Origin of the sequence: Pseudomonas sp. IPO3747, assembly GCF_013385245.1 — a bacterium.
Classification (GTDB): domain Bacteria; phylum Pseudomonadota; class Gammaproteobacteria; order Pseudomonadales; family Pseudomonadaceae; genus Aquipseudomonas; species Aquipseudomonas edaphica.
Window position 1 is genome coordinate 13436 of sequence record NZ_JACAQL010000004.1, and the last position, 13972, is coordinate 27407.

At 59.8% G+C, this 13972-nt stretch carries 10 protein-coding genes; 4 read left to right on the forward strand and 6 right to left on the reverse strand.

Annotated features, from left to right (window positions below; genetic code table 11):
• Window positions 1-114: 114 nt before the first annotated feature.
• The 3 genes from HX790_RS07075 to HX790_RS07085 are packed head-to-tail and all read right to left on the reverse strand — an operon-like array spanning window position 115 to window position 3042.
• Window positions 115-429, reverse strand: coding sequence for a hypothetical protein (locus HX790_RS07075; RefSeq protein ID WP_017137835.1), 315 nt, complete (start codon window positions 427-429; stop codon window positions 115-117).
• Complete coding sequence (locus HX790_RS07080; RefSeq protein WP_017137836.1) at window positions 426-1748, reverse strand: acyclic terpene utilization AtuA family protein; 1323 nt, start codon at window positions 1746-1748, stop codon at window positions 426-428. Before HX790_RS07080 ends, HX790_RS07075 begins: the two co-directional genes overlap by 4 nt.
• A 1-nt stretch (window position 1749) precedes the next feature.
• The gene (locus HX790_RS07085; RefSeq protein WP_017137837.1) at window positions 1750-3042 is read right to left on the reverse strand and encodes a CitMHS family transporter; all 1293 of its coding nucleotides are present in this window, start codon (window positions 3040-3042) and stop codon (window positions 1750-1752) included.
• 111 nt (window positions 3043-3153) lie between these two features.
• On the opposite strand from HX790_RS07085, the gene HX790_RS07090 reads away from it, so the two are divergent.
• Entirely contained in the window at window positions 3154-4050 is an 897-nt protein-coding gene (locus HX790_RS07090; protein WP_017137838.1) for a LysR family transcriptional regulator, read from the forward strand.
• A gap of 69 nt (window positions 4051-4119) precedes the next feature.
• Here HX790_RS07090 and HX790_RS07095 read toward each other — a convergent pair whose 3' ends face one another.
• The gene (locus HX790_RS07095; protein ID WP_017137839.1) at window positions 4120-4722 is read right to left on the reverse strand and encodes a glutathione S-transferase family protein; all 603 of its coding nucleotides are present in this window, start codon (window positions 4720-4722) and stop codon (window positions 4120-4122) included.
• 10 nt (window positions 4723-4732) lie between these two features.
• Window positions 4733-5899 (reverse strand): PLP-dependent aminotransferase family protein, encoded by a 1167-nt coding sequence (locus HX790_RS07100; protein ID WP_026013765.1) that lies wholly within the window; start codon window positions 5897-5899, stop codon window positions 4733-4735.
• Between the two features lie 81 nt (window positions 5900-5980).
• Here HX790_RS07100 and HX790_RS07105 point away from each other — a divergent pair, with 81 nt between their 5' ends.
• From HX790_RS07105 to HX790_RS07115, 3 genes are all read left to right on the forward strand, one after another.
• On the forward strand, window positions 5981-6415 hold the full coding sequence (locus tag HX790_RS07105) for a MarR family winged helix-turn-helix transcriptional regulator (RefSeq protein ID WP_017137841.1): 435 nt from the start codon (window positions 5981-5983) through the stop codon (window positions 6413-6415).
• A gap of 227 nt (window positions 6416-6642) precedes the next feature.
• Window positions 6643-7989 carry an NCS2 family permease gene (locus HX790_RS07110; RefSeq protein ID WP_017137842.1) on the forward strand — a complete coding sequence of 449 codons (1347 nt, stop codon included), beginning with the start codon at window positions 6643-6645 and terminating at the stop codon, window positions 7987-7989.
• A gap of 65 nt (window positions 7990-8054) precedes the next feature.
• A complete protein-coding gene (locus HX790_RS07115) occupies window positions 8055-8681 on the forward strand; it encodes a LysE family translocator (protein WP_017137843.1) in 627 nt (208 codons plus the stop codon).
• Here the strand turns inward: HX790_RS07115 and HX790_RS07120 are convergent.
• The gene (locus HX790_RS07120) at window positions 8671-13905 is read right to left on the reverse strand and encodes a dermonecrotic toxin domain-containing protein (protein WP_176991388.1); all 5235 of its coding nucleotides are present in this window, start codon (window positions 13903-13905) and stop codon (window positions 8671-8673) included. The genes HX790_RS07115 and HX790_RS07120 overlap by 11 nt on opposite strands.
• Between the last annotated feature and the right edge of the window lie 67 nt (window positions 13906-13972).

Consider the following 13972-nt stretch of genomic DNA (forward strand, 5'->3'; position numbering starts at 1 on the left):
AGCTGGCTTGTGTGGGAGCTGGCTTGCCTGCGATACAGGCACCTCGGTGATTCAGGTAGACTGAGTTGATGCTATCGCAGGCAAGCCAGCTCCCACATTTGTTTGGCTGTGTAATTAAGTCAGTATTACCAGATCCAATAAGGCCGAGCCCAGGCACTTGCCATGGGCGTCCAGCGCCAGCGAGCGGGTCACGCCGCCGCGCAGGATCCCCGGCAGCACGAAGTTCAGCGCCTGCACGTTGGGCAATTCATAACGCCGCACCGGCGCTGCGCCCGGCTCACGCAAGCCGGCAAAAAACGTGGCGACGCGCTCGGGCGTGAGCTGTTCGCACAGCAACGGATAATCCTCGGCGCGGTAGGCGATGATCGAGATGTTCGAAGTGTCGCCCTTATCGCCGGTACGGGAATGGGCCAGTGTGTGAAGTTTCATGCTTCGATCCTCGGGTTGACCACGCTGCGGGGCAGCAATAACGACGCTACTGCCACCACCTGGCGCACACTTTTACTCGCGCCGCCGCCGCCCGACGGACCATTGGTGTAGAGGGTCTCCACTTCATTGCCAACCCGCACCGCTTCGCTGCGATTTTCACAACGGGCGGCCACGCGCAGACGCACTTCCCAGGGCTCGACGCTGCTGCGTGGGCCGTGCAATGAATCCATGCCAATCAGCTCGGCGCGTAGCTCTTGCATCTTTACGCCCATCAGTTCCAGGCGCTTGAGTACGATATCCCGCGCCAACTCAGCCCGTGCGACCGCGCCTGGGCCGCCGTAGGACATCTGCCCTTCACCGATCCATCCGTCCAGGTAACCCACGCTGACCTTTAACTGTTCAGGCCGAGCGCGACCACTGGCGTTTTGGACACGGACGCGATCCACGCCCTCCTCCACAAAGCTCACTTGGGAAAAGTCTGCCGTCACGTCCGGCGTCAAGTAAGCCGCCGGGTCGTGTACTTCGTAGATCATCTGCTCGGTGCAGGTCGCACGGCTGACCCGCCCGCCGGTGCCTGCCACCTTGGTGATCACAGCTTCGCCATCGGCATCGATTTCAGCCAACGGGAAACCCAGGCGTGCCAGCTCATCCACATCCTTGAAGCCGGGATCGGCAAAATAACCGCCGCTGACCTGGCCCGCACATTCCAGCAAATGCCCGACCAACGTGCCGCGCCCCAGCCGCTGCCAGTCGTCCGCAGCCCAGCCGAACTCAAACATCTGCGGCGCCAAAAACAGCGACGGGTCGGCCACGCGCCCGGTGATCACCACATCGGCATCGGCGCGCAAGGCTTCAAGGATGCCGTCGACGCCCAGGTAGGCGTTAGCGGATATCAGCCGCTCGCCCAAAGAGCCAACGGTCTGGCCGTTATCCAGGCGTTGCTCGGGCTGTAAAACATCCAGCACGTCATCGCCTACCACCGCCACGACCTTGAGGTCCTGGCCCAACTCGTTGGCAATGCGCCGCACTTCAACGGCCGCCGCCACGGGGTTGGCCGCGCCCATATTGGTAATTACCCGCAGGCGACGGTGGCCCTTCAAGCCAACAAATGGCAACACCCGGCGCATACGCTCGCTCAGCAGTGGGTCGTAACCGCCCTGCGGGTCGCTGATACGCGCCTGTTGCGCCAGGGCAATGGTGCGTTCGGCCAGGCATTCGAACACCAGGTAATCCAGGTCGCCCTGTTCGGCCAGTTCCACGGCAGGCTCGATACGGTCGCCGGAGTAGCCGGCGCCGGAACCGATGCGCAAGGTTTTCATCTCAAATCACTCCCAGGAGCAATGCGGTCAGGGTCATCAACACCGACGCAGCAAACAGAAACGGAATAGTGAAGCGCTGGTGATCGGCCAGTTCGATCTTGCACAGGCCCACCAGCAGGAAGGTCGCAGGCGTCAGCGGGCTGACCGGGAAACCGGTGGTGTGTACGCCCAGCAACGAGGCCTGGGCCACTTGCAGCGGGTCGACGCCCAGGGCTTTGCCGACCTCGGCGATCACCGGCATCACGCCGAAATAGTAGGAATCGGGGTCAAACAACATGCTCAACGGCATGGAAATAAAGCCCACCACCGCCGGGATCAACTTGCCGTGGCCGGCGGGAATCTGTGCGACCGCCACCTCGGCAATCGCCTTGAGCATGCCAGTGCCTTGCATGATGCCGGTGAACACGCCAGCGGCGAGCAGGATACTGGCCATGGTCAGGGCGGTTTTCGCATGGGCATCGATGCGCGCCCGTTGGGCATCCACATTCGGGTAGTTGATGCACAGCGCCACCACGGTGCCGAGCATAAACATCACCACCGGGTCGACCCAGCCGGCAATCATCACCACCATTACCAGCACGGTCAGCAACAGGTTGACCCAGAACAGCCGTGGGCGCCGCAGCTTGATGTCCTCGTCGCTGAGCACCCGTTGCGGTACCGCCTCCACCGAGGAACCGGCGCCCAGGCCCAGGCGTTTTTCTTCACGACAGCCCAGCCACCAGGCGCAGGCAAACACGAAGACCAGGCCGACAATCTGCACCGGGATCAGCGGCTGGAACAGGTCGGCCACCGGCACATGCAAGGCCGCCGACGAGCGCAGCACCGGGCCGGTCCACGGCAGGAAATTGACCCCGGCGGCCATGGCACAGACACACGCAAGGATGCGCTTGTCGATGCCCAGCCGCGTATACAGCGGCAGCATCGCCGGCACCGTCACCAGAAACGTCACCGCCCCGGAGCCGTCCAGGTGCACCAGCAGCGCGAGGGTCGCGGTGCCGACCACAATCCGCGTAGGACGCGTACCTACGGTGCGCAGGATGCGATCAATGATGGGATCGAGCATGCCGGCGTCGGTCATGATCCCGAAAAACAGAATCGCGAACACAAACATGCCCACCACTGGGGCGACGTTCTTGATTCCGGTAATGATGAAGGCGCTGGTTTGCAGGCCGAAACCGCCGAGCAGTGCGGCGATGATCGGCAAGGCGATCAGCGCCACCAGTGGCGACAGGCGTTTGCTCATGACGGCAGCGAGCAGGCACAGGATGGTGATGACACCCAGGGTTGCGAGCATGGGTTACTCCAGAGCGGCCTTGGTGGCCGGTTATTGTTTTCCCTGGAGTATTGGAAGCAGGTTAGTCTTTGTAAATTGGAATATTCGGCCTGGCACGTTCGGAAAAACAAAATGAAGAACAGTATCCAACACATACAAGCCTTTTTAGCCGTAGCCCGTACCGGCAGTTTCACCAAGGCCGCCAACGAGTTGCACTTATCGCCCTCAGCCCTGACGGTGCAGGTGCAACAACTCGAAGACTGGCTTGGTGTCGCCCTGCTCGACCGCAGCCCTCGTCATGTGAGCATTACCGCCGCCGGCGAGGACGCACGCGGCCCCATGGAAAAACTGTTGCTGGACCTGGACAACATCGTCACTGGCTCGCGCGACCTCGCCGCCCTGCGCCGCGGCGTGGTCACCATCGCCGCACTGCCCTCGGTGTGCGCCGGCGCCCTGCCGCCGGCCTTGCGCCTGTTTCGCGAACGCTTTGCCGGCATCGAAGTACGTTTGCATGACCTGGTCGCCCATCGCATTCATGCACAGGTGCGCGAAGGCGTGGTGGACTTTGGCATTGGTGTGCGCGCACGGCTGAGCCACGGCCTGGTGTTTTTGCCGGTACTCAATGATCGGTTGTGTGCGTTTGTGCCACTGGAACATCCCCTCGCCCACCATCGCCAACTGACCTTGGAGCAATTGGCGGACCAGCCGATCATCCTCACCGGGCGCGACAGCAGTGTGCGTGAGCAGGTGGACGCGTTGTTTGATCAGACACGGCTGACAATGAATGCCGGCATGGAAGCCAACTACATGTCGACGGTGCTGGCGTTGGTGCGCCAGGGGCTGGGCATCAGCGTGTTGCCGGAGTCGGCGGCGGACAGTTTGCAGGGGTTGAAGCGCATCAATATTGACCATCCCGGCGTGAACCGCGAGATCGGGTTGATCAGTCGCAGCGGGATGGGCCTCAGCCCGGCGGCGCAGCGTTGCTTTGAGCTGCTGAGTGATGAGCTGTCTGGCACAACATCGAACTGAAACTGGACACTATCAATGTCGGAGCCAGCTCCCACACAAGCCAGCTCCCACATTTTTGACCGCGTGAACTCAATCAAGCATCGCTACATGTTTTGGATGGCTCGCCACCCGCGCCAGCCACGCCTGCACACCCGGATAAGCGTCCAGCTCAAACCCACCCTCCTCGGCCACATGGGTATAGGCATACAACGCCACATCGGCGATGGAGAATTGATCGCCCACCAGATACGGGGTCAGTTGCAGTTGGCGCTCCATGACCTTGAGGGCCTTGTAGCCACCTTTGTGCAGCTTCTTGTATTCCTCAAGACGGTCTGCGGGCAAGCCCAGGTAAAACTGGATAAACCGCGCCACCGCAATATACGGTTCATGGCTGTACTGCTCGAAAAACTGCCACTGCAACACTTGCGTGCGCAGGCGTGGCTCGGACGGCAAAAATTCGCTGCCATCGGCCAGGAAGTTGAGAATCGCGTTGGACTCCCACAGGCAAGTGCCGTCTTCAAGTTCCAGCACCGGGATCTTGCCATTGGGGTTCTTGGCCAGGAACTCGGCAGTCTGGGTGTCGCCCTTGAGGATGTCGACATCGATCCATTGGTACGGGATGCCCAGCAGGTTGAGCATCAATTTGACCTTGTAGCAGTTGCCCGACTTGTAATCGCCATAAACCTTGTACATGGGGCTCCCCTTATGCCGCTTGCGCGTGCTGTGCTTGACGGACCACCGCAGCCAGGCGTTTGAGACCTTCGTCCAGACGGGCCGGGTCGATATGGCTGAAATTGAGGCGCAACGAACCCAAGTGTTGATCGGGCTCGGAAAAGAACGGTTCACCGGGCATGAACGCCACGTCCTGATCCAATGCTTGCGCCAACAAGGTGCGGGTGTCGAGGGGTTGTTTCAAGGTCAGCCAGAAGAATAATCCACCTTGAGGCACTTGCCAGTCGGCCAGGTCGCCAAAGTGGCGCTCCAGAGCCGACTGAAAGGCATCGCGACGTTCGCGGTAAAAGTCGCGTAACTGCGCCAGGTGTTGCTGGTATTTTTGCGTGCCGATCCACTGCATCGCTTGCCACTGGCCGATGCGGTTGGTGTGCAGGTCGGCCGATTGCTTGAGCTTGAGCAGGTGCGGGAACAAATCCTCGCTGGCGATCAGGTAACCGACGCGCAACCCCGGCAACAGGGTCTTGGAGACGGTGCCGGTGTAGATCCAGCTGGCTTTTTTCAACCGCCCGGCGATGGGCTGCGCACTGGCGCCGTCGAATGTCAGCTCGCGGTAGGGCTCGTCTTCGATCAGGGTTACGCCGAATTCATCGAGCAAGGCGGCCACGGCTGCGCGCTTGGTCTCGCTGTAGCGCACGGCCGAGGGGTTCTGGAAGGTCGGGATGAGGTAGATGAACGCCGGGCGATGGCGTTCGAGGCTGGCGCGCAGCGCGGCCAGGTTCGGGCCGTCGGCCTCCAGTTGCACGGTGAGGCAATCGGCGCCGAACAATTGGAAAATTTGCAGTGCAGCCAGGTAGGTCGGGCCTTCCAGCAAGACTTCAGTGCCCTTGTCGATGTACAGCTTGGCCGCCAGGTCGAGGGTTTGCTGGGAACCGCTGACCACCAGCACCTGACTGGCCTGGCACGGTAAGCCCAAGGCGCGGGCCTCGGCGGCGAGCAGTTCACGCAATTGCGGCTCGCCTTCGCTCATACCGTATTGGCCGATGTTCAGTGGCAGTTCATCCCAATTCAGTACCGGCAACATGGCTTCGGCGGGCAGGCCACCGGCGAACGACATCACTTGCGGGCGCTGGGCCGCCGCAAGAATTTCACGGATCAAGGAGCTTTTGAGGCGCGTAACACGTTCAGAGAAGGCCATAGGGTCACCGGTAGCGAAGTCGGGGGCAAATACGTCAAACTGGTTGACCGAAATTACGACGACTCGCGTGGATACGTCAATATGCTTGACCTTAAAAACCAGGGCAGCCAACAACAAGCCATGGAAGCCTTTTTCTTCGGCTACCAGGCTTTTACCGCCAAGGCCGACGAAATGCTCGAGCGCCGCGGCCTGAGCCGCGTGCATCAGCGCATCGTATTTTTTATCGCGCGTTACCCCGCCTTGAGCGTGAAGCAGCTGCTGGAGTTGCTTGGGGTGAGCAAGCAGGCGCTGAACATTCCATTGCGCCAATTGCAGGAAATGCACCTGGTCGACAGCGTTGCCTCCGAGGCCGACAAGCGCAAACGCCTGCTGGAACTGACGGAAGAAGGCCAGCGTTTTGAGCAGTCGTTGCGCCGCGAACAGGTGAAGCTGTTGCAGCGTGCTTTCAGTGAAGCCGGTGAAGACGCCGTGGCAGGCTGGCTAGCCGTGAACCAGGCCCTCGCCGGCCAACCTTAACCCTATGCCACAACAAGCCGAAGAAACGCCCGCGCATCAGCCTTTCATCCCCTTTCGCAAACAAAATAGAAAACATTATTTGCTTTATTTGTATACAAAAGCATAATTCGCTTCGTGCGAGTTCCTGACCTATTGGTCAACAAAACCCGCCAGTACCTCAAAGCGCTGCTGCCCACCTCTGTGACCGGCGCTGGAAATAACAATAAAACTCTTGAGGAGTACTTGCTGTGGATAGCCAAAAAACCGAAGCCCCTACGCTGGACCTCGCCCCACCGCAAGGCGGCTGGCTGGAACGCCTGTTCAAACTGCGCTTGCATGGCACCACAGTGAGAACCGAACTGATTGCCGGCCTCACCACCTTTATCACCATGGCCTATATCATCTTCGTCAACCCCAACATCATGGCCGACGCCGGTATCGATCACGGTGCGGCGTTCGTCGCCACCTGCATCGCCGCCGCGCTGGGCTGCCTGCTGATGGGGCTGTACGCCAACTGGCCGGTAGGTTTGGCACCGGGTATGGGCCTGAATGCGTTTTTCACCTACACCGTGGTCGGCACCATGGGCTACCACTGGGAAACCGCGCTGGGCGCAGTGTTTATTTCCGGCGTGCTGTTCATGGGCCTGACACTGTCGCGCGTGCGTGAATGGCTGCTCAACAGCATCCCTGTGAGCTTGCGTCATGCCATGGGCGCAGGCGTCGGTTTGTTCCTTGGGGTGATCGGCCTGAAGACCGCCGGCATTATCGTCGACAGCCCGGCCACCTTGATCAAGCTCGGTTCGCTGCACGAGCCTGCGCCATTGCTGGCGGCCGTGTGCTTCCTGTTGATTGCGATCCTCAGCTATCACCGGGTATTCGGCGCGATCCTGATCAGCATCATCGCCGTGACCCTCGCCGGTTGGGGCCTGGGCCTGGTGCACTACAACGGCATTCTCTCAACCCCACCGAGCCTGGCGCCGACATGGATGGCCATGGACATAAAAGGTGTATTCAATGTAAGTATGATAAGCGTGGTATTTGCTTTTCTCTTTGTACACATGTTCGACACCGCGGGTACACTGATGGGCGTCGCGCAACGGGCCGGACTGGTCAACGCCGATGGCAAGATCGATAACCTGTCCCGTGCGCTGAAGGCCGACAGTGCCTCCAGCGTATTTGGCGCCATGGTCGGTGTGCCGCCGGTGACCAGCTATGTGGAAAGCGCGGCGGGTGTGGCCGCAGGTGGTCGCACCGGGCTGACCGCCGTAACCGTGGGCATCCTGTTCGTGGCCGCGATGTTTTTTGCGCCACTGGCGGGAATGATTCCGGCGTATGCCACCGCCGGTGCGCTGATTTACGTGGCGATGCTGATGATGGCGAGCATGGCCCATATCAACTGGGATGAGGCCACCGACAGCATTCCGGCGATTGTCACCGCGATCATGATGCCGTTGACCTTCTCGGTCGCCGACGGGATTGCCTTGGGCTTTATCACTTACGTGGCGCTCAAGGCAGGCACCGGCAAGTACCGTGAGATTTCTGTCAGCCTGTGGGTGCTGTGCGCGATCTTTATCGCCAAGTTCATCTTCCTGTAGTTCGGGAACGGCTGAAAAACCGCCTCACCTTCGGGTGGGGCTTTTGCATAGAGGGAGAAATGTAGATGAACCTGGATACCTGGCTGTTGTTCAGTGGTGCGGCACTGGTGGTGATCCTGATCCCCGGGCCGTTGTCGCTGTTGATGATCAGCAATAGCCTCAACTACGGCCTGCGCCGTTCGTACCCGGCGTTCCTGGGCGGAGTGTTTGCCTCGATCTGCCTGTTGAGCGCCTCGGCTCTGGGCCTGGGCGCATTGTTGCTGGCCTCCGAGCAGTTGTTCAGCGCCTTGAAAATCATCGGCGCGCTGTACCTGTTCTATCTGGCCTGGCAGAGCTGGCAGCAATCGCGGCTGCCGACCCATGGCGCGCAAGTGCCACAGACACCGGCGGTGCCGCGTTTTCGCGCGCTGTTTGGCCGGGCCTTTGTGCTGGGTGCCAGTAACCCCAAGGACATCCTGTTCTTCGCCGCCTTCCTGCCGCAGTTTCTCAGCAGCCAACAGCCGTTTCTGCCGCAACTGCTGATCATGATCGCGACCTGGACCGTACTCGACTTGCTCTGCAAGCTGGCTTACGGCCTCGGCGCCCACGGTGCCGCGCGTTACCTGCGCAGCGGCGCGGGCCAGAGCTGGTTCAATCGCGTCAGTGCCACGCTATTTGGCGGGGCGGCAACCGCAGCGCTGCTCAAGGGTTAAACGGCGCGACTTTGGCAAAATACACACTGGCAGGCTCTCCATAACGAACTTGCCACTGAATGCCTGCAACGATCCGAACCAGACGGTTTTGTGTCATGGCTTGATCAATGGCGGCAAACTCCGCCGAGAATGGCGACTGCGAACCGATACGCTCGCGAAACCAAGCCTCGGAGAGCTGCGGGGCCACCCTGGAACGCAGGCTGACGTTGCGATTATCGACCCAATTATTCAGCACAAAGTAAACCGAACTCGAATGCGGATGGGTGCAGTAAAAGTCCCTCGTACTGGCCCCGCCATGCCGCCTTGGAATGCTCCTGACGGTGAATCCATATCTTTCGAGTATCTGCCTGACAGCTGTGTGAACAGCTCGCGAACGAAGTACGCCGTTGCCGCGGCTGCGCCTGAGCAACGAGGGATCAAGGTGTAAGGGCGGCGTGAAATCCAGCCGCGTGCCTCCCGGCGCTACCCCATCGATCCCTATGTTAATGGTGAGGGCACCCGGCTCGCCCGCAGGCCGTAGCATTCTCAGCAGATCGGGCAGGCGGTCCGGGTTTCCCGGGGCCGTCCAACGGTCGAGTGTCGCCCTGATATTGAGTAAGTGCGTGGCCGTCACCCTGGGGCCGGTGTCCGCCAACTCAGTGAGCCGGTCGGCGACAAACCGCCTGCTGCCCGGGGTCATAGCAGGAAAAGCCCGCCCCACCGTGACGTCCAGGCGTTCATTAAACAGCACTTGATGGGGCGTCCACAGCCCATTGGCACCCAGGGTCGCCGGTATCGGCTGCTCAGCAGCAGCCACGCCCAGCCAGCGCTCTATATCCACGGATGCCCTGAACGAAACATCCTGGTTTCTCATTATAAAGACGATGCTCGAAGACGACGCGCTTGTACCCTGGGGCAACAACCGATAGTAATCAGGCCCTAGTCGCAAGAGATCAAAGGCCGCCGCACCCGGCGTTGCAGCCACCCGGTATATATTGCGGCCCAGGGGCGGTACTTCGATCAGTGAGTCACTGCGCCGAAAACCCCACGCCTGCCAGGAACTGGTGGGCACAGGCAACGCGCGCAAGTTCGCTTCCAGGCCCGTACGCGAAGGCGGTGACCAATCCGCTGCGCTCCTGGTGGGTGCCCAAGGTTGCCATACGCCTGAACTCGGCCCGGGCACCGGTGCATCGGCCCCTAACTGCCACTCGTGGGGCTGCTCGATGTTTAAAATCAGTTCATCTTGCCCTTCTCCCTGGCTATTTTTCAGTCGCAGTCCCCATTCGTTCTCACGCTGATATACCGGGTAAATATCTTTACCCTCACGAATAAACTGCCGGCCATCTTTCGCGTACCGCCCTTTAGCGCCCGGCCCCGCCAATTCAATGGCCCCATCCAGTCCATCAGGGGACTGGAAGTGCTCCAGCAGGTGACGTGGCTTGATCGGTGACGGTTTCAGGCCTGCGCGGGTACCGAGCGTGACCCCTTGATGGCGATGCAAGCGGCCTAAAGCGACACGCGACACGCGCGCGCCTTTCGCGGAAGGGCCAAAGGATGTCAGCACGTCGAAGAACGCAAGCATCGTCAAGAACGCCACATCCACAGCATCATGGGCAGACCCGCTGTGATGATAGCGCCGCGCTGCAAGCAGCATTTCATACAGGCTGATGCCAACACCCAGTACCGGGACAAAGCCCAGCAGCCCGCGAATCGTCGCGTCGTGCTGCTCGCCCAAACGCTGCTCGCGGTATTGCTCCAGCGCCTGGGAAGACTGGGATTGGGCTTGGGTACGCCGTTGCAGATCGAACACCTTGGCGTGGGCCAACAACGCCATGGCATTGCCACAGGTGGTGGGCGCAGCCGCTAACCAATGTTCAGGCTGCGACTCGATTTGCTCCTTGATCAATGCCTCGATGCTTTCATTGTCCACCGCCGGTTTTTTGTGCGGGGCCAAAAAAAACTCCACAAGCATGGCAACAAAACGATATAGAACGGGTTGACCCGGCTCAAGCGAATGAGGCCTGCGGGGTTGCACCTCTAGGTCTTGACCGGGGTAGCCGGCCAGCGCCTGCGCCTCCCAGCCTGGCGCCACCTGGCGCGCCAACGCCTTCTGGTTTTCGGGGAGTGCGCCGATAAGATTCAACGCCTTTTCTGCTTCGTCCAGACTGGCATACGCAACAATCACCCGGCTTGCCGCAGCCATGGGCCAATACACCACACAGAGCTTTGATAACCTGTCATGAATGAACAATAAGCCAGCAATGTGCCGATCATGTTCTGGGGTTGCGTCCATCAGGCGCAGAACCGCCAACTCTACGTCGAACCCATCTTTTTTCAGGTCACTTGCCGACCCAGCGGCCATCGCCAGGGTAAACAGACGCTGCGCTTTATCACTCAAACCTTGCTGGACCGCAGAGTACAGCTGCATCTGAGCGCGTTGTCGCAAAGCCCTATAGACCAAAGCCTGTGAGAGCCCAGGAGACGTGGCCGGAGTAGACGTCGGCGGATAAAATGCCTTGAGGATCCGCTTGTCGTACTCGCCCCCAAGATCGAGCGATGACAGGGTGTTGATCAGGTAACGCACGCTCAAGCGCTCTTTCCAGGCGGGGTCCAGCCAGCGTGCGCGATTTAATCGCCAGCGGGTCCAGGGTGCCTTGGGGTCAAGGTTATGCAACGCTAATTGCAGCAGGCTGAAAGTGGTGCGCTGCGAGCTGACGACCTTTTTTGTATCGCGATCGCCCACTGCGCACTGACTCGACCAGCCACACAATTGGGAGCTGACATCATCGGGCAAATCTATCACGGGTTTGTCGATATCCAGTCGCGGGTAAAACCCGTCCCGAGTCAATCGCGCAATCAAGCCATTACGGGCGAATGACTCCAAGTCCGGTAAATCCCGCCACAGTTTGTTCTCCACCGCAAAGGCATTCATCAGGTAACGGCGTAACAATCGTTTGTAGTGTCTTCGACTACCGGTTGAGGCAATGCCCAACCACGAGGGGAGTTTTTTCGCCTGAGTGGCTGCCATCTGCAACAGGTTGATATTGGCCAAGGCCAGTGTGCGAGCATCATTGGCGGGTACTTGCAGGCACTCGAACAACTCCTGGGCCAGTAACATTCGGCTCAACTGCGGATCGCTCACCTCACTGAACAACCGAACACCCCTGCCCACACGTTTGTTCAACGCCGCGTAACGTTGCATTAGCTTAATGAACAAGTCTTTGAGCATCGTGCGCTTGATGGCCTCATAACTCACTACCAATGGCGCATCCTTGGGCAACGCCTGGATCCAGCCCCGCGCAGCCACACGGTGATCACGCTCGATGCAGCGCCACAACACGGAGCCATCGCGGCTTTTCAGGCTGGCTTGAAGCCCCTTGGCGAACGCGTTCACGTTGTCAAAGGGCACAAGCCCGCCATACAGACCCGTCACGTATAACAATACTGAGTGTGGGCCACTCGGGTGAGCCAGGGCCTGGAGGGTGGTCACGAGCAGAGCCCCCAGCAGCGGGTACAACTGGCCGGACTCACTGCCGACCGTTACTTGCAATACACAGGTATCAGCAGCACTGTCGCCAGGCACCCAAGACTCACTCAATACCGTATTCAATCGCTCCAGATGCACGGAAGGCATCAGGTTCAACTGTTGCTGCATCTGGGCTTCCAGAAGCAAAGCCCGGCGCAGGGCAGTCCCCACCAATGAGCCGCGATTAGACGTGCCCAAAGGCTGTTCAAGCCAGAACGCCTTTTCAAACATGCGCTCGTGCGGGGCACGGGCCAATTGACTCACGGTGCTCACTTGTTCCTGCCATCGCTGATCGAGGTTCAAAAAGTCTTGATAGGGTGCAGTGCTTTTGCCCACATCCGTCGGATCCAGCAGGGCCATCAAGCCTTTTTCGTAACGTTTGAGTTGCGCTTCACGGGTCTTGAGGGCGAGGTCCGGCGTCAAACTTGCACACACAATCTCACCGCTGCGGCGCTGATGATCCCACTCCGGCAAGGCGTCCAGGCTGTTTCCCAGCAGGAGGCTGCATGCCAGCCGGCGACGGCCTTTTTCGATGAATTTGAGGAAGCGTTTCACCTCAGGAGCGTTGAATTGCCCCACACCTTGAACGCCCACAGCCGCAGGGTTGATTGACAAGGCACAGGCCACCTCGTTATCCCACTGCGCCTCCAGCAGCTCGGTCGCACTGGCAAGCAACACGTCTTCCTGGTGTACACCCATAAGCTGAAGGGTAAACGCCTGAGGCGTAACACTGGGTGTGTTACACAGCTCATGCCAACGGCGCAGTGGCAAACACTGCCATAGCACCTGGCTCAAAGGGCCGTTGACCAGCGCAGGCAGATCACATTGCATTCGATACCAGGAACTGAACTCGTAAAACTCCCGAATCAGACCCGGCAGATAAATCACATGGGGCGTGTCCCCCGCGATGCCTTCACGATAAATATGCAAAGCGCCCGGCACAGGAACCAGTGCCCGATTTGTGCCAGGCCACGCCACCCTGCTCACTTGAATATTCGCCCACTCACCTGCGGCGCGACGGCGCGCATCGGCGCCGGGGATCTCCATGACTTTACGGACCATGGCATAGCCGCGGTCCGAGAGCTGGTAAACGCGATGGGCCAGCAGTGCATGCTCGGCGAACAAGGATTTTCGTAACTGGACCCAACGCTGCTTGCGCGTCAGCCAGGAGCCATAGGCCAGTTGCTGCCAATAGTCTCGTTCAGCCTTCTCAACCTGACCGAGCAGCGCCAACCCCTTCACACGTACCAACGCATCCCAAGCGGTAAACGGCAACGTCCGTGCCGGTTCGTCCTTGATACGCAATGTAGTGAACTGGTTAATGTCCAGCGGCACATCCGGATCAATGAGAAGTGCCAAGCCTTTTTCGGTCAGGCTGTAGACCTTCTGGGGCAAAGGCGGCGGCCGGAACTCGGTGAACAACAGCGTATCGGGGTCCAGCGCAAAGGCCTTGCGTAATACGCCCCGGATAATGCCCAAGACTCTCGGCGCACGCCCAATCAAGTCTTTTAGGAGTTTTACCGCCTCTCTGGCCCTGGCTTGGGCTTCGTACAGGCGATTGATTTCAAGACTGGGCTGCGTGACCGCGTTTAGCCGTCGGGTCAGGAGTGTGCGAATCGCCGCATCACGCTGCGCGTCCGAGGTTTGCGGGTCATCAAAATTAAGCGTTTGCGCCGCAGCAGCCTCAGCGGCCAACCAGGCGGTGGTGTCGGTACTCATGGCGGACTGTTCCATACAGAAAAGCCGAGCCTAGGTACCTCGACCGCCCCAGGTGCGTTACATACTT

Excerpts from the sequence above, each read along its gene's own strand:
- HX790_RS07095 (WP_017137839.1), bottom strand. The coding sequence starts at position 4,722 with ATGTACAAGGTTTATGGCGATTACAAGTCGGGCAACTGCTACAAGGTC.
- HX790_RS07115 (WP_017137843.1), top strand. The coding sequence starts at position 8,055 with ATGAACCTGGATACCTGGCTGTTGTTCAGTGGTGCGGCACTGGTGGTG.
- HX790_RS07105 (WP_017137841.1), top strand. The coding sequence starts at position 5,981 with ATGCTTGACCTTAAAAACCAGGGCAGCCAACAACAAGCCATGGAAGCC.
- HX790_RS07080 (WP_017137836.1), bottom strand. The coding sequence starts at position 1,748 with ATGAAAACCTTGCGCATCGGTTCCGGCGCCGGCTACTCCGGCGACCGT.
- HX790_RS07090 (WP_017137838.1), top strand. The coding sequence starts at position 3,154 with ATGAAGAACAGTATCCAACACATACAAGCCTTTTTAGCCGTAGCCCGT.
- HX790_RS07075 (WP_017137835.1), bottom strand. The coding sequence starts at position 429 with ATGAAACTTCACACACTGGCCCATTCCCGTACCGGCGATAAGGGCGAC.
- HX790_RS07085 (WP_017137837.1), bottom strand. The coding sequence starts at position 3,042 with ATGCTCGCAACCCTGGGTGTCATCACCATCCTGTGCCTGCTCGCTGCC.
- HX790_RS07100 (WP_026013765.1), bottom strand. The coding sequence starts at position 5,899 with ATGGCCTTCTCTGAACGTGTTACGCGCCTCAAAAGCTCCTTGATCCGT.
- HX790_RS07120 (WP_176991388.1), bottom strand. The coding sequence starts at position 13,905 with ATGAGTACCGACACCACCGCCTGGTTGGCCGCTGAGGCTGCTGCGGCG.